The sequence below is a fragment of the Salipiger thiooxidans genome (genome assembly GCF_900102075.1).
Classification (GTDB): domain Bacteria; phylum Pseudomonadota; class Alphaproteobacteria; order Rhodobacterales; family Rhodobacteraceae; genus Salipiger; species Salipiger thiooxidans.
The window spans coordinates 225,552-239,856 of sequence record NZ_FNAV01000008.1; the positions used below are offsets into that span (position 1 = coordinate 225,552).

Annotated in this window: 16 protein-coding genes; 8 read left to right on the forward strand and 8 right to left on the reverse strand. The window is 68.4% G+C overall.

Features of this window, described 5'->3' with window-relative positions:
- Positions 1-12 precede the first annotated feature (12 nt).
- The 4 genes from BLQ77_RS13920 to BLQ77_RS13935 all read right to left on the reverse strand — a co-directional run bounded on the left by BLQ77_RS13920 (position 13) and on the right by BLQ77_RS13935 (position 3,080).
- A complete protein-coding gene (locus BLQ77_RS13920) occupies positions 13-978 on the reverse strand; it encodes a pirin family protein (protein WP_089960141.1) in 966 nt (321 codons plus the stop codon).
- 128 nt (positions 979-1,106) lie between these two features.
- On the reverse strand, positions 1,107-1,406 hold the full coding sequence (locus BLQ77_RS13925; protein WP_089960144.1) for a GNAT family N-acetyltransferase: 300 nt from the start codon (positions 1,404-1,406) through the stop codon (positions 1,107-1,109).
- 130 nt (positions 1,407-1,536) lie between these two features.
- Complete coding sequence (locus BLQ77_RS13930; protein WP_089960148.1) at positions 1,537-2,142, reverse strand: alpha/beta hydrolase; 606 nt, start codon at positions 2,140-2,142, stop codon at positions 1,537-1,539.
- A gap of 5 nt (positions 2,143-2,147) precedes the next feature.
- Complete coding sequence (locus tag BLQ77_RS13935) at positions 2,148-3,080, reverse strand: VOC family protein (RefSeq protein ID WP_089960152.1); 933 nt, start codon at positions 3,078-3,080, stop codon at positions 2,148-2,150.
- A gap of 117 nt (positions 3,081-3,197) precedes the next feature.
- Here BLQ77_RS13935 and BLQ77_RS13940 point away from each other — a divergent pair, with 117 nt between their 5' ends.
- Positions 3,198-4,136, forward strand: coding sequence for a LysR family transcriptional regulator (locus tag BLQ77_RS13940; RefSeq protein WP_089960154.1), 939 nt, complete (start codon positions 3,198-3,200; stop codon positions 4,134-4,136).
- 686 nt (positions 4,137-4,822) lie between these two features.
- On the opposite strand, the gene BLQ77_RS29045 is transcribed toward BLQ77_RS13940, so the two are convergent.
- Positions 4,823-5,500, reverse strand: coding sequence for a response regulator transcription factor (locus BLQ77_RS29045; protein ID WP_207545843.1), 678 nt, complete (start codon positions 5,498-5,500; stop codon positions 4,823-4,825).
- 433 nt (positions 5,501-5,933) lie between these two features.
- On the opposite strand from BLQ77_RS29045, the gene BLQ77_RS13955 reads away from it, so the two are divergent.
- A complete protein-coding gene (locus tag BLQ77_RS13955) occupies positions 5,934-6,158 on the forward strand; it encodes a hypothetical protein (protein ID WP_089960161.1) in 225 nt (74 codons plus the stop codon).
- Between the two features lie 70 nt (positions 6,159-6,228).
- On the opposite strand, the gene BLQ77_RS13960 is transcribed toward BLQ77_RS13955, so the two are convergent.
- From BLQ77_RS13960 to BLQ77_RS13970, 3 genes are read right to left on the reverse strand one after another with little or no spacing between them, the layout of a single operon-like run.
- The gene (locus BLQ77_RS13960; RefSeq protein WP_089960166.1) at positions 6,229-7,128 is read right to left on the reverse strand and encodes a hypothetical protein; all 900 of its coding nucleotides are present in this window, start codon (positions 7,126-7,128) and stop codon (positions 6,229-6,231) included.
- Positions 7,115-7,423 (reverse strand): alpha/beta fold hydrolase, encoded by a 309-nt coding sequence (locus tag BLQ77_RS13965; protein WP_089960170.1) that lies wholly within the window; start codon positions 7,421-7,423, stop codon positions 7,115-7,117. Before BLQ77_RS13965 ends, BLQ77_RS13960 begins: the two co-directional genes overlap by 14 nt.
- A 22-nt stretch (positions 7,424-7,445) precedes the next feature.
- Positions 7,446-8,171: a GntR family transcriptional regulator gene (locus BLQ77_RS13970; RefSeq protein ID WP_165617103.1), complete on the reverse strand. Its 726-nt coding sequence runs from the start codon at positions 8,169-8,171 to the stop codon at positions 7,446-7,448.
- 209 nt (positions 8,172-8,380) lie between these two features.
- Between BLQ77_RS13970 and BLQ77_RS13975 the strand changes: the two genes are divergently transcribed.
- Genes BLQ77_RS13975 through BLQ77_RS14000 form a run of 6 tightly spaced genes read left to right on the forward strand, consistent with a single transcriptional unit; the run spans position 8,381 to position 14,305 of the window.
- Positions 8,381-9,163: an SDR family oxidoreductase gene (locus BLQ77_RS13975; protein ID WP_008887710.1), complete on the forward strand. Its 783-nt coding sequence runs from the start codon at positions 8,381-8,383 to the stop codon at positions 9,161-9,163.
- Entirely contained in the window at positions 9,163-10,692 is a 1,530-nt protein-coding gene (locus BLQ77_RS13980) for an aldehyde dehydrogenase family protein (protein WP_089960178.1), read from the forward strand. The genes BLQ77_RS13975 and BLQ77_RS13980 overlap by 1 nt, the downstream gene beginning before the upstream one ends.
- Positions 10,685-11,467, forward strand: a complete 783-nt coding sequence (locus tag BLQ77_RS13985; protein ID WP_089960181.1) for an ABC transporter ATP-binding protein — start codon at positions 10,685-10,687, stop codon at positions 11,465-11,467. Before BLQ77_RS13980 ends, BLQ77_RS13985 begins: the two co-directional genes overlap by 8 nt.
- On the forward strand, positions 11,460-12,287 hold the full coding sequence (locus BLQ77_RS13990) for an ABC transporter permease (RefSeq protein WP_089960184.1): 828 nt from the start codon (positions 11,460-11,462) through the stop codon (positions 12,285-12,287). The genes BLQ77_RS13985 and BLQ77_RS13990 overlap by 8 nt, the downstream gene beginning before the upstream one ends.
- A gap of 47 nt (positions 12,288-12,334) precedes the next feature.
- Entirely contained in the window at positions 12,335-13,324 is a 990-nt protein-coding gene (locus BLQ77_RS13995) for an ABC transporter substrate-binding protein (RefSeq protein WP_008887740.1), read from the forward strand.
- Between the two features lie 51 nt (positions 13,325-13,375).
- Entirely contained in the window at positions 13,376-14,305 is a 930-nt protein-coding gene (locus BLQ77_RS14000) for an ABC transporter substrate-binding protein (protein ID WP_089960187.1), read from the forward strand.

Consider the following 14,305-nt stretch of genomic DNA (forward strand, 5'->3'; position numbering starts at 1 on the left):
CCATGCCCGCAGTCAGTCCCAGCCGCGGGGCCGGGTGCGGTCGAGCTCGGGGGAGATCGGGATGAACTCCTTTTCGTCGCCCGGCGGCAGCCGGAACGGGCCGTTGGCCCAGTCCGCGGCCTTCCAGTCCTCCTTGGCCTGCTCGATCCGGTCCTTCGAGGACGACACGAAGTTCCACCAGATGTAGCGCGGCCCGTTCATCGTGGCCCCGCCAAGCGCCATCAGCCGCGCGCCCTGCGGACCGGCCTTGACCGAGATCCGGTCGCCCGGGCGGAACACCATCATCCGGCCTGCCTCGAAGATGTCGCCGGCGACATCGATCGCACCTTCGGTGACGTAGATCCCGCGGTCCTCCTGATCGTCGGGCAGCGGGAAAGCCGCGCCGGGCTGCAGCACCACGTCAAGGTAGAAGGTCTCGGTCGGCATCGCCACGGGGCTCTGCGCGCCATAGGCCGCGCCGAGGATCAGCCGCGCCTCGCAGCCCGCGTCCGAGATCACTGGCAGCACCTCCTTGCCGTGGTGCTCGAAGGCCGGGTCGGTCTCTTCGAGATGCTCGGGCAGGGCGATCCATGTCTGGACGCCGAACAGGCTGTGGCGGGTGCCACGGGTGTTCTCGCTGGTGCGCTCGGAATGGGTCACGCCCCGGCCCGCGGTCATCCAGTTGACCTCGCCGGGGTAGATCATCTGGTGGCTGCCGATGCTGTCGCGGTGCTCGAATTCGCCCTGATACAGGTAGGTGACGGTGCCGAGCCCGATATGCGGGTGCGGGCGCACGTCGATGCCACCCTCGGTGATGAACTCGGCCGGGCCCATCTGGTCGAAGAAGATGAACGGTCCGACCATCTGCCGTTTCGGCGAGGGCAGGGCGCGGCGGACGTCAAAGCCGCCGATGTCTCGGGCGCGGGGGATGATCAGCGTCTCGAGCGCACCGCAGCCGAAGCTCGGGCATTCGGGGTCCTGGGTGGGGTTCCAGCTCATGTCGGGTCTCCTCTGGGGCGGACGGCATTAGCGCCTCTGTCCTGTGTGTCGTCCTGGCACGGGCGATGCCTCGCCCGCACGACCTGCGCGCCGCCGCGCCGTGTCCGGGGATCCTGCGACCCGGTACGTCACCACTGGATGACGTCGGCGGTGTCGTCGCGGTGGCGCATGGCATAGCCGCGCACGAAGGGGCAGAGCGGCACGATGCGCTGGCCCTTGCCCCGGGCGTCCTCGAGCAGCCGCAGCACCAGCGCCCTGGCGATACCCATGCCGCGCATGCTGTCGGGCACGGCGGTGTGGTCGGCGATGATGAGCGTCGGCGAGACCTTGGAGATGGTCAACTCGCCTTCGCCCGCGACGCCTTCCACCGTGGCGACGTAGCGCGCCTTACTGTCGGTTTCGCTGTAGCGGATGATCGGATCGCTCATTGTGATGACTCCTTCAGGGGGGCCGGTTCAGAGATCCGGGCGGAACCGGCCCGGCACCGGGGCGGCCGCGTCCCGAGCGTTGCGGCGAGGGGAGGCCTCCGGCGCCCGGGAAGGGGGGCGCCGGGGCAGGTCATGCGGTGAGCAGCTCGGCAAGGGCGGAGATCTCGCCCTGCCTCACCTCGTGGCCGCCGTCGTGGACCTCGGTCCGGAGCTCGGCGCCATTGTCGGCAAGCCACGTCAGCAGCCCCTCGGTCAGCGGCCACGGGCAGATCGGATCGCGGCGCCCGGCGGTGACCAGCACGCGCCGCCCGCCAAGATCCGCCGGCGCCGGCTGCCACGGGATCAGCGGGTGCAGCAGCCCGACCCGGTCGAAGAGATCGGACCGCGCCATCACCACCGAGGCGAGGATGTTGGCGCCGTTGGAATAGCCGAAGCCGTAGACCGGCACGCCCGGGTGCGCGGCCTTGTGCCCGGCCACGAAGGCCACCATCCGCGCGGTCCGGCCGGCGAGGTCCTCCATGTCGTAGACCCCTTCGCCGGTGCGCCGGAAGTACCGCGCGGCACCGCCCTCCGAGACGTCGCCGCGGGGCGAGACGATGCCCGCGCCGGGATGGATCTGTCGCACGAGGTCGAAGAACTGGTGCTCGTCGCCGCCGGTGCCATGGAAGGCGAAGACCAGCGGAGCACCGGGCTCGGGGGCCCGGGTGCGGGCGTGGTAGCTCAGGGTCCGGGTCATGGCGCTCAGGCTCCGATGGCGGGCAGAAGGTGTTCGATCCGGTCGCGGAACGGCTCGTAGCGGGTCGGCAGCTTCAGCGCCTGCCCGAGCTTCGCCGTGTCCTCGTCCCGGTCGAAGCCGGGTTCGTTGGTGGCGATCTCGAAGAGCACGCCGCCGGGGGTGCGGAAGTAGATCGCCCAGAAGTAATCACGGTCGATCACCGGCGTCACCTGGTAACCGGTGTCGAGCAGCGCGTCGCGCACCCGAAGCTGGGCGGCGCGGTTCTCGACGGCGAAGGCGATGTGGTGCACCGATCCCGCCCCCTGCGCGGCGGTCCTGCCGCCGGCCACGGTCTCGAGGTCGATGGTGTCGGCGGCGTTGCCGCCCTCGATCCGGTAGCGGGTCACGGCGCCGTCGGTCTCGTCCTTCCGGTAGCCCATGAAGCCCAGCAGCTCGGCGGTGGCAGCGCTGTCGCGCAACCGCATCCGGGCGCCGTGGAAGCCGAGGATGCCCGCGTCCGGGGGCACGTCCGTCCCGGTCCAGGCACTGCGCCCGCGCTCGGCGCTTTCCACCAGCGCAAAGCCGTCGCCGTCGGGACCGTCGAAGCTCAGCCGCGTCTCGCCAAGGAAGCTGTCCTCGCTCAGCCCGGTCACGCCCCTGGCGGCCAGCCGGTCCTTCCAGTAGCCGAGCGCGCCATCCGGCACGGCGAACTCGGTCACGCCGACCTCGCCGGTGCCCCGGCGCCCCTGCGGCATCTGGCCGAAGGGAAAGTAGGTCATCACAGACCCGGGCGTGCCGATCTCGTCACCGTAATAAAGGTGGTAGACCTCGGGGGCGTCGAAGTTGACGGTCTTCTTGACCCGCCGCAGTCCGAGCGTGTCGGTGAAGAAGCGGTTGTTCTCGGCCGCATCCGCCGCCATCGAGGTGACGTGGTGCAGCCCTTTGATGTCCTCGATCATCGTCTCTCTCCATCGCGGGATTGTTCCTGTTGCAACCAAGGTAAGGGCGGGGATCATTTTCAGGAATAGAAGCTTTATGCCATTTACTATTGCGCTCTATGATAACAATTTGGCGGCATGCAGACCGCCATTCAGACCATCAAGCCCATTCGGGTGTTCCTGAGCGTCGTCGAGCAGGGCAGCTTCGCCGGCGCCGCCCGCAGCCTGCGCATGACGCCGGCCTCGATCACCCGGATCATCGCCCAGCTCGAGGAAGACCTCGGCCAGCAGCTGCTCCTGCGCACCACCCGGCAGGTCTCGCTCACCGGGGCGGGGGCGATGGTCGCGGCGCGCTACCGCCCCGTGCTCGAGGAGTTCGACCGCGTCACCGAAGAGATCACCCGCACCACCCGCCCCGACCGCGGCAGGCTGGCGATCAACGCGCCCATGTCCTTTGGCATGCGCTTGATGCCCGGGCTGGTGGCGAGCTTCCGGCTGGCCTATCCCAACATCGCGCTCGACGTGCAGCTCACCGACGTGCTGGTCGACATCCTCGACGAGAGCTGCGACCTCGCCATCCGTATCTCGGACCCGCCGGGCGACAAGTCGACGATCTGGCGCCGGATCTGCCATGTGCCCCGGCAGGTGGTAGCGGCGCCCGCGCTTTTCGACCGCATCCCGCGGCCCGAAACGCCGGAAGAGCTGCCGCCCGCGCAGTGCCTCTCCTACGGCCACGGCGGCGCAGCCGAGAGCTGGACCTTCACCCGCGGCAGCCTGCGCCGGACGGTGCGGGCGGGCACCGACGTGGTGTCGAACAACGGCGAATTCCTCCACGCCATGGCGGTGTCGGGCAACGGCATGGTGAACCTGCCGGATTTCCTCGTGCGCGAGGGGCTGGCCTCGGGCGCGCTCGAGGTGGTGTTGCCGGACTGGCAGATCGCGCCGCTCAACCTCATGCTCTACTACCCGCCCTACGAGAAGCTGCCGCCGCTGGTCGAGACCTTCACCGACTTCTTCGAGGCCTATATCCGCGACGTCGAGAGCTTCGATTTCGGCCCCGATCCGGCGCCTGCCTGAGGCACCGGGCGGCGCAGGTGTTACCGCAGCCGGCGGAAGCGCAGCCGCACGATCACCGCCAGCCCCGCCAGCACCCCGCCACCTGGGCCTCGCGCCCATGGTGACGTCGCGCCGGCTGGACGCGCTCGGGGACGAGCTTGGCGCCCGTCTCCTGCACCGCACCACGCGCGCGCTGTCCCATTGGCGGTCATTTATCGGAAAGTCTGCACGCGGCGCCGCCGAAGGGACGCGATACGGGGGATGCGCGACCTGCGAGAACCGGCTTTGTCATGGAGGAAGTGGGAGCGCGGCGACCCCAGGGAGGAGGAGAGGGGCCGCCGCTGAATTGCAGGGCTCAGGGAGGAGGAGAGAGCCCGGCAAATTCCACTGGCACGTTACCGTGCCTCGTGGACCAATCTAGGCGTCGCTGCATCGCAGAACAAGGGGCCGACAGTCAAAGCCGCGCGGCAATTGATGCATAATCGATGCAGGATGCGGGACTGCCCAAAATTCGTGCGAAACGGCCCCGCCGATACCCATTAATAGAGCCGCCAGAATGTGGCCAAACTACATGAGGATTATCTTGCAAGCACTTATTTAGGAATTAGAATATAGAATATGGTTCCCGATTTCGGCCCGCGTGAGGCCAAGCGCGCGCCACATCGCCGGAGAGACCGGGCTGATGAAGGTGTCGACGATGTTGCCGATCACGAACGCGTGCACCGTGGCCGCCGGATGCACCCCCGCCGGTCCGGTGATCTGAAGCACCACCGGCGACCGGCCCGAAGTGGTCGGCGTGGGTCGAGAGGATCAGCTCGATCGGCAGCACCGCGAGCCCCACGAGCTGCACCGGGACAAGCGGCCGCCACAGTTCGGTCACCTCGAGCCCCGTGACAGCAGCAGCACGACCAGGGCCACCCGGTCGGCCGCGTCGAAGACCAGCGCGCCGCCAGCTCGCCAAGGTCGACGGGCTTGACGACGAAGTCGTCCGCCCCGGTGTCGGGCCCTGGGATGCGTTCGTCGATCTCGCCGCGCGGGGTGAGGACGAGAAGCGGTATGTCGTCGCCGGCAAGGCGGAGCTCGCGCAGGCTCTCGAAGCCAATGTGCCCGGGCAGGTTCACGTCGAGAAGGACGAGGTCGAAGTCCTTGTGGCTCAGCAGGGCGGCGGCGCGGTTGCCGTCGGTCTCGATGTCGACGCTTTGGCCGTCGCGTCCCAGCCGGACCGCGATGGTGGCGGCGAAACCCTCGTGATCTTCGACAAGCAGGATGCGCACGGCGCGACACAACCAAAGCGCGACGGCGGGAACGACAGGTCGAAGGGTAAGGGTGTGGGCGGCCTGGGCGGTGCGGTCGGGAGGGCAGAACAAGCGCAGACCACTGTTCATTTCATGGTTTATATACACGCTATATCTATATGTTTTATAATAACTATACGAGCGAAAGTGTGTTCTCGGGGTTGTACCTGCGATACGTGCGCTCGCTCCCCAGGCCTGTGCCGTTGCGAGAGGGGCGGCCAGCCTTGCTCCGCGCTTCTATCCATTTCCGCAAACCAACCTCATGTGATTTGTTAGGAGCGGCATATAAAGATCCGGTATAAAAGGAAAATATTATAACTCCGCGCGCTGCGTCTCGCTACTGTTGTGCATCGCAGAAACATCCTATGCGTGCATAACAAAGGTAAGGAATCCCGCCATTTCAGGGGTCTCGGGCCCGGTTTCGTGGACTTCGGGCGGGTTTTGCGGTAGTGTTTTGGCTGCGCCCCTTGCCCAGACCAACTTGTCGAGACCAACCGGGGGCGTGCCTTTTGGAGACATTGATATGACCGAGGAATTACGCCCCGGCTTCCAGATCAAGGAAGCCGCTCTGAAAGCCCTTGCCGATAACGAGGCCGTGGCCGAAGCCGTTCTCAACACCCTCGCCAAGCTGGACCTCGGGCCGCCCCGGGATCGCGGGGCCCCGTTCGATGACCGCGGCGTCGATCTCGATAGCCATTTCGACCCTGGATACGATGTGAGCGACCGCTACGACGACGGCCTGTTCTGAACGCTTCCGTCCGGCTGAACCTGAGGGCGGGCACGCTCTCCGCGTAGCCGGGCGGGCGCTACAGCGCTGGTCAGACTTGCCAGTCTGATGGAAAATTTTCTCTGAAGCGTTTGATACAGAAGGTGTATTGTGGTTCGAGCGTCTCGCGAAAGGCGACGCGGGCCGGGGCAGGCAGCTCGGCGTTGAATTCGGTGCGGTTGTACCGGGTCTCAGTGTCGATGGCCTGCGGCCTGACGCCCAGCTCATCGCACAGGCGCCGGAAACCGTCGGGGATGAGCGTCTCGTGGAAGAGATAGCTGATCTCCTCCGGGGCGAAGGCTTCTTCCAGATCCAGGATCGTCTGCCGGTAGTCCGAGCGCGCCAGTGTCACCGGATTTTCCAGCAGCTCGGGCCAGTCGCAGATCGGGTCGGTACCGGGCCGCAGCTGCCGCAGGAAGCGGATGTGCGACCAGAGCCGGTCGACCGGATCGCGCAGGATGAACAGCACCCGCGGCCTCATCCGCTGCGAGGCAATGGCTGCGCGCATATAGCGGAACCCCTCGGCGCCGATGCAGGCGTAGGCGGGAGTGATGTCCGCGAGCACCTTCGTGTCGGCCCGGCAGAGCCCGGCGAAATGCTCGAAATAGGCGTTGGGGTCGTAGATCATACGGGCACGGTCGAGGCTGGCTCGGAAGGCCGGGCGGCGGCGCAGGTTCGCAGGCTTGTCGCCGGGCTGCTCGATGTGGAAGGCGAGCCGCGCCATGGCCATCGCGTCGGCATCCATCAGCGCGTTGGTGGCGAAGCGGGCGTCGAAGAAATGCACTTCCTTCAGCGGCGAGACCGTGACGCCCTTGGTCGCCTGAAGCTGCGCAAAGAGCCACGAGGTCGCGGCCTTCATCGCGCCGATGCAGATGAGGAAGGTGCGGCCGTCGAGGTCGGGAATGCGGCGGAAGCCCGGCCTGTCGCGGTCCGGGTGGTCATGCTCGGTCATCGGCCCCTCCTGCGGGCAGCGTAGCACCGCGCCGGCCCCGCACAAGCGGCACGACCAGCGCGTCGGGGATGCCCGAGGCCAGCGCCCGCCCCATGTCGGGCGGGATGCGCATGTCGTCCTTGGAATGCAGCGCGATGGTGGGCGCGCGCAGCGGTCCGAGCCGGTCGCGCATGTCGATCTCGCCAAAAGGACCCTGAAAGCGCGCGGCATTGCCGGGCGAAGTGGCGAGGCGCTGGAACCCGTCGAACCACTCCAGCTCGTAGGGGCCGGCGTCGGGCAGGAAGGTCTGCGACAAGATGTGTCGGCAGGCAGGGGCGTCAGAGCCGCAGGCTGCGCGCCAGCACGAAGGCGTCTTCCGCCAGCATCTTCACGTGTTCCTTCATCGCCCGGGCGGCGGCATCCGCGTCGCCCTTCAGAAGCGCGCGGGCCAGCACCTCGTGCTCCTGCTCCGCCGCCTGCTTGCGCTCGGGCCGGAAGGTGATGAAGCGCCGGTAGGGCGCCAGCCGCTTGTTCAGAAGCTGGATCTGGTCGCGCAGCGCGCGGTTTTCCGAGGCGATGTGGATGGCGGCGTGGAAGGCATCGTTGCGCTCGATATAGGCCTCGGCATCGCCGCTGCGCCCGGCCACGCGGCAGGCGTCGTGGGTGGCCATGATGCGCTCGCGGTCGGCGTCGCCCATGCGCTCGCAGGCGAGGCGCGCCGCCACCGCCTCCATCTCGCCCACCAGTTCGAAGAGGTCGAAGATCTCGCTCACCGTGGGGCGCGCGACGATGGCGCCGAGCCGGGGTTCGAGCGTGACGAGGCCGCTGGCGCCGAGCAGGCGCAGCGCCTCGCGCACCGGGGTCCGCGAGACCCGGAAGCGTTTGCCGAGCACCTGCTCGTCGAGCCGCTGGCCCGGCGCGAGCTCGCCCTGGACGATCTCGTCCTCGAGCGCGGCGGCGATCTCTTCGGCCCGGGTCGCGGGCCGCGAGGGTTCGGACCGGAGGACGGCGGGCGCCTCCACGGTGATCCCGTGCGACTCTTCTTCGCGGATCTGGTCTGCCAAACTGCCTCCGTCGCGACCTGTGTGACTGTTTCGCGGGCGCAGGGCCCGCAAATCAGATTAATTATTGTGCAACATTTGAAGATTTTCGCCAAATGAAGCAATTTCGTGTATACACGCCGCGTGCAGCGTGTCGACCTGCTCTTCAGTAACCTAAGATCGCCGTGCCGCATAGCGTTTCGCGAAGGCCCGGCCGCAGACAAGGAATTCCCATGGATCTGGAGCTTCGCGACAAGCGCGTTCTCATCACCGGAGCATCGCAGGGCATCGGCGAGGGCATTGCCGAAGTCTTTGCCGAAGAGGGCGCGATCCTGCACCTTACCGCCCGCAGCGCCGACAAGCTGGAGGCCATCGCGGAGCGGCTGCGCAAGGCCCATGGCGCCGAGGTCTCGGTCTACCCGATGGATCTGACCGGGGGCGAGGCGCCGATCGCGCTGGCCGAGCAGGTGGGCGACATCGACATCCTGATCAACAACGCGGGCGTCATCCCGGGCGGCAACCTGTGGTCCACGGACGATGCCGCATGGCGCGAGAACTGGGACCTGAAGGTCTTCGGCTACATCAACATGTGCCGGGTGTTCTACGAGCGGATGAAGACGGCCGGAGGCGGCGTCATCATCAACGACATCGGCAACGCGGGCGAGAACTTCGACCCCGACTACATCGCGGGCACCACCGGTAACGCCAGCCTCATGGCCTTTACCAAGGCGCTCGGGGGCAGGGCGCTTGACGACAACATCCGCGTGGTGGGCGTGAACCCCGGCCCCGTCGACACCAGCCGCATCTACAAGCTGCTCAAGCGCCGCGCCGTCGACTGGTACGGCGACGAGAGCCGCTGGGAGGAGCTGCTCGGCACCTATCCGCTGAAGCGCCCTGCCAAGGTGCGCGAGATCGCCGACCTGATGGCCTTCCTCGCCTCGGAGCGGTCGGGCTACACCACCGGCGCGATCTTCACAGTCGACGGCGGCATCACCTCGCGGGCCTCGATCATCTGATGCCCGACACCGTCGACACCTTCCGCCCCACGCTGGACCCGATCCCTGCACAGGCGTTTCCGCTGCACTACGGCGGGCACTGGCACGGCGGGATATCGGGCGCGCGCCGCGCGGTGCGCCGCCCGGCCACTGGCGTCGAGGCCTGGAGTGTCGCCGAAGCCTCTGCCGCCGATGTCGACGCCGCCTGCGCCGCCGCGGCCCGTGCCTTCCCCGACTGGGCCGCGCTCGACAGTGACGAGCGCGGCCACCTTCTTCGGGCGCTGGCGGGGATCCTGCGGGCCCGCATGGGGCAGCTTGCGGCGCTCGAGGCGGCGGTCACCGGCCGTCCGATCCGCGAGATGCGCGCCCAGATGGGCCGCATCCCCGAGTGGTTCGAATATTTCGCCGGCATCGCGCTGGGGCTCGAGGGCGGATCGAACCGGGTCAAGGGCGGGTTCCTGACCTACACCCGGTACCGGCCCTACGGCGTCTGCGCGCTGCTGACGCCGTGGAACCACCCGATCCTGATCCTCGTCAAGAAGCTGGCCGCGGCGCTTGCCGCCGGCAACACGGTGGTGGTGAAGCCCTCGGAACTCGCCCCGATCACGCCGCTTCTGCTGGCGGAATGGGCGGTCGAGGCGGGCATTCCCAACGGTGTCATCAACGTGGTGACCGGCGGCGCCGAGGCCGGGGCCGCGCTGGTCGCCAACGAACACGTCTCCCACATCGACCTGACCGGAGGCACCGCGACCGGCAAGATCGTCGCCAGGGCCGCGGCCGAACGCATGGTGCCCTGCACGCTGGAGCTGGGCGGCAAGACGCCGGTGGTGGTCTTCGACAGCGCAGAGCTCGACGAGGCGGTGGCGGGGGCGCTCTTCGCGGGCTTCGTGGCGGCGGGGCAGACCTGCGTCTCGGGCAGCCGCTTCCTCGTGCAGCGCGGGGTCTACGACGCCTTCGTCGCGAAGCTCTCCGAACGGGTGGACGCGCTGCGTCAGGGCGACCCGGCGCTGGTCGAGACCGACATCGGCCCGGTGATCTCGGCCGCCTCGCGCGACCGCTGCATGGGCGTCATCGAACGCGCCAGAGAGACCGAGGCGCGGCTGGTGGCGGGGGGCGTCCTGCCCGAGCTGCCCGCACACGTCGCGGGCGGTTTCTTCGTTCCGCCCACGGTCTTTGCCAACGTGTCGCCCGAAAATGCGCTGTTCCGGGACGAGATCTTCGGCCCCGTGGTGTCGGTCACGCCCTTCGACACCGAGGACGAGGCGGTGCAACTCGCCAATGACGGGCCCTACGCGCTTGGGGCCTCGGTCTGGACCCGCGACATCCTGCTGGCGCATCGCGTGGTGGACCGGCTCAAGGCGGGCGTGGTCTGGATCAACGACCACCACAAGAACGACCCGCGCTCGATCTGGGGCGGTTCGGGCGAAAGCGGCTACGGCCACGAGAACGGCTGGGACGCGCTGAAGGGCTACCTGATCAAGGGCTCGGTCACCGTGCGCACCACCGAGGGCTTTGGCGACTGGTTCGCCGGAGGCAACCGTTATGGCTGAGGCGCTCTCTGCCGAGGTCCGGGACCTGTCGCTGGTCTACAGGGGCCGGGGCCGGGACGTGATCGCGCTGTCCGAGGTGAGCCTCGGCATCGCGCAGGGCGAGTTCGTGTCGCTGATCGGCCCCTCGGGCTGCGGCAAGTCCACGCTGCTTCGGGTGCTGGGCGACCTGCTGACGCCGACGCAGGGAACGGTGTCGATCAAGGGCCGGACGCCGCGGGCCGAGCGGCTCGACCGGCGCATCGGCTTCGTCTTCCAGGAGGCGGCACTGCTCGAATGGCGCTCGGTGCTCGACAACATCGCGCTGCCTCTGGAGCTGCGCGGCGCCTCCCGCAGGGACCGCGAGGCGCGGGCCCGCGCGCTCATCGAGCTTGTCGGCCTGACCGGCTTCGAGGCCGCCTGGCCGCGCCAGCTGTCGGGCGGCATGCGCCAGCGCGCCGCCATCGCCCGGGCGCTATCGACGGAGCCCGACCTGCTGCTGCTCGACGAGCCCTTCGGCGCGCTCGACCAGATCACCCGCGACCGTCTCAACATGGAACTCGCGCGCATCCACGAGGTGACCGGCGTCTCGGTGGTGCTGGTGACCCACTCGATCCGCGAGGCGGTGCTGCTGTCGGACCGCATCGTCGTCATGACCCCGCGCCCCGGCCGCATCGAGCGTATCCTCGACGACCCGCTTCCACGCCCGCGCAGCCTCGGGACCCGGCTTCTGCCCGCGTACGAGGACCTCGTCCGCGCCGGCAGCCGCGAGCTCGAGAAGGGCTACGCCAATGTCTGACAGCACGCTTGCCGCCCCGGTCCCCCGGCGCACCGCCCCGCTTTCGCACAGGCTGCTCGACGTCGCCGAGCGCAGCTGGCCCGCGGTGCTGATCCTCGTGGCGCTGATCGCGGGCTGGGAATGGGCCTGCGCCGCGCTTGGCATCAAGCCCTACATCCTGCCCGCGCCCTCGGCCATCCTGACGGCGGCGCTGAACGACGTGCCGGGCCTTGCGCGCAACTCGGGCATCACCGCGTGGGAGGCGACCGCGGGCTTCGTCATCGGCTCGGCGCTCGGCGCGCTGCTGGGCACGGCCTTCGCCTATTCGCGCTTCCTCGCGCGCGGCTTCCTGCCCTTCATCATCGCGGCCAACACCATCCCCGTGGTGGCCATCGCGCCGATCATCATCATCTGGTTCGGCCACGGCATCGGCTCGAAGATCGCGGTTACCGCCTTCCTGTCGTTCTTCCCGCTGGCGCTGAACATGATGAAGGGGCTGCAGAGCTACGACCGCACCGTGGCCGACGTCTTCCACATCGCCGCCGCCTCGCCCTTGCAGACCTTCTTCAAGATGCGGCTGCCCTCGGCGCTGCCCTACGTCTTCGTGGGACTGAAGCTCAACGTCACCTTCTCGGTCATCGGCGCCATCGTGGCCGAGTTCGTGCAGGCGGACCGGGGCCTGGGCTTCGTCATCATGACCACCTACCGCACCATGGCCATGCCAAAACTCTGGGCGGCGATGCTGCTCTCGGCGCTCATGGGCATCCTGTTCTTCCTCGTCGTGGCGATGCTCGAGCGGATCTTCGTCCCCTGGCACGCCTCGATGTCCACCGATCCCTGAAGACCGGGGACAACCCCGGCGCCCCCACCCAACAGAGAGATCCCACGATGAAAAAGACACTGATCTGCGGGCTTGCCCTCGCCACCGCGCCGCTCGCGGCCGAGGCCGACTCCATGCGGCTCGAATGGGTCATGCAGGGCCAGTTCGCCGGCCCCATCATGGCGCTGGAAAACGGCTGGTACGACGAGGCCGGTATCGAGATGGAGCTGCGCCCCGCCGGCCCCGACATCAAGCCCGCCGTCATGGTCGCGACCGGGGTCGACACCTACGGCATCGGCCACCCCAACCAGATCATCGCCGCCCGCGCCAACGGCGTGCCGCTGGTAATGGTCAGCCAGTGGGGCCAGAAGGCCGCCAGCACCTACATCGCCCGCAAGGACGCGGGGATCGGGACGCTCGCGGACATGCCCGGCCACTCGGTCGGGCTGTGGTTCGGCGGCGACGAACATGAGTTCCTCGCCATGCTCAACAACGCGGGCGTGGCGCAATCCGACGTCGACGTGGTGAGCCAGGGCTACGACATCGTCTCGTGGCTCAACGGCGATTACGAGGTGATGCAGGTCACCCGCTACAACGAGCTGCAGCTGGTCTACGACAACGGCTACGCGCCCGAGGATCTCGTGTTCTTCGAGCCCGGCGACTACGACTCCGCGCTGATCTCGGGCGGGCTCTTCACCACCGAGGAGCAGATCGCCGAGCACCCGGAGGCGGTGCAGGCCGCCGTCGACGCCTCGCTGCGCGGCTGGCAGGCGGCCTTCGCCGATCCCGCCGCCGCGGCCGAGGTGATGGTCAAGTACAACTCCGAGCTTGATGCCGCCTTCCAGACCCGCCAGATCGAGGCGATGAAGGACATCGCCTGCGCCGGGCCCACGCTTGAGGGCAAGTTCGGCACCACCGACGCCGCCGACTACGAGACCGCGCAGGCCATCCTGCTGGGCGCCAAGCTGATCGACAGCGAGATCGACCTGACGGCGGCCTTCACCAACCGGTTCGTCGACGCCGCCCCCGCGGAGTTCCGCGACATCGCCTGCGAGTAAGCGACAGACCGGGCCGGACCTTTGCGGCCCGGCCCAATCACGGAGAAGAGCATGAGAGAGATCCGCATCCGCCTTCTGTGGCACAAGCAGGCCCAGTTCGCGGGCTATCTGCTGGCCGAAGAGCTTGGCCTCGGCAACGACGCCGGGGTGCAGATCGTCTGCGAGGGGCTGGATTTCTCGTGCAAGCACGTGAACGCGGTGCTGGAGGGCCGCACCGAGATGTGCGTGGCGAGCCCCGCGCATCTGGTGGAATCCTCTGACCCCGCTGCGCTGCGCTGGCTGCTCGCGATCCAGCAGAAAAGCCCGCTGGTCTATCCCGCCCGCCGCTCGGACGGGATCGCGACGCTCGCCGATCTGGCGGGGAAACGCGCCGGGGTCTGGCCGGGGCACGAGGATCTCGAGCTGCGCTGGATGCTGTCGCGCGCGGGCCTGCCCGAGGATGCGGTGACCCGGGTCGAGATGCCCGACACCGTGGCGCCCTTCCTCACCGGCGAGACCGCGACCGGCCAGATGACCTGCTACCACGAGCTGCACATGGTCGAGCACGCCATCCCGCCCGAGGATCTGGTGATCTTCGACGGCAAGGACACCGGCTGCGGCATCCTCAAGGACGGGCTCATCGCCTCGGCCGCGCTGGTTGAGGAGGAACCGGGTGTGGTGCAGGCGGTGGTGAACGCGGTGCTCGAGGGCTGGACCATGGCCTTTGACGACCCCGCCCGCGCCGTGGCCGCCTGCCTCGCCGTGCGGCCCGACCGGAGCGCGCCCGAGGAAGAGGCGCAGCTTGCCGCCATCCGTGCGCTGTCGCTCACCGGCGCCACGCTGACCGAAGGGCTGGGCTTCCCGGACCCCGCCCACATGGAGAGCGCCGTGACCGCGATGCGCGAGCTGGGCGAGACGGTGCCCGCCACCGAGGGGCTGCGCGATGCGCGCTTCTGGCAGGCGGCGCCCGAGGCGTTCCGTCGCACCGGCTGGGAGGCGTGA

Coding starts and splice junctions, on each gene's coding strand:
- BLQ77_RS13920 (WP_089960141.1), bottom strand. CDS start 978: ATGAGCTGGAACCCCACCCAGGACCCCGAATGCCCGAGCTTCGGCTGC.
- BLQ77_RS13925 (WP_089960144.1), bottom strand. CDS start 1,406: ATGAGCGATCCGATCATCCGCTACAGCGAAACCGACAGTAAGGCGCGC.
- BLQ77_RS13930 (WP_089960148.1), bottom strand. CDS start 2,142: ATGACCCGGACCCTGAGCTACCACGCCCGCACCCGGGCCCCCGAGCCC.
- BLQ77_RS13935 (WP_089960152.1), bottom strand. CDS start 3,080: ATGATCGAGGACATCAAAGGGCTGCACCACGTCACCTCGATGGCGGCG.
- BLQ77_RS13940 (WP_089960154.1), top strand. CDS start 3,198: ATGCAGACCGCCATTCAGACCATCAAGCCCATTCGGGTGTTCCTGAGC.
- BLQ77_RS29045 (WP_207545843.1), bottom strand. CDS start 5,500: ATGAACAGTGGTCTGCGCTTGTTCTGCCCTCCCGACCGCACCGCCCAG.
- BLQ77_RS13955 (WP_089960161.1), top strand. CDS start 5,934: ATGACCGAGGAATTACGCCCCGGCTTCCAGATCAAGGAAGCCGCTCTG.
- BLQ77_RS13960 (WP_089960166.1), bottom strand. CDS start 7,128: ATGACCGAGCATGACCACCCGGACCGCGACAGGCCGGGCTTCCGCCGC.
- BLQ77_RS13975 (WP_008887710.1), top strand. CDS start 8,381: ATGGATCTGGAGCTTCGCGACAAGCGCGTTCTCATCACCGGAGCATCG.
- BLQ77_RS13980 (WP_089960178.1), top strand. CDS start 9,163: ATGCCCGACACCGTCGACACCTTCCGCCCCACGCTGGACCCGATCCCT.
- BLQ77_RS13985 (WP_089960181.1), top strand. CDS start 10,685: ATGGCTGAGGCGCTCTCTGCCGAGGTCCGGGACCTGTCGCTGGTCTAC.
- BLQ77_RS13990 (WP_089960184.1), top strand. CDS start 11,460: ATGTCTGACAGCACGCTTGCCGCCCCGGTCCCCCGGCGCACCGCCCCG.
- BLQ77_RS13995 (WP_008887740.1), top strand. CDS start 12,335: ATGAAAAAGACACTGATCTGCGGGCTTGCCCTCGCCACCGCGCCGCTC.
- BLQ77_RS14000 (WP_089960187.1), top strand. CDS start 13,376: ATGAGAGAGATCCGCATCCGCCTTCTGTGGCACAAGCAGGCCCAGTTC.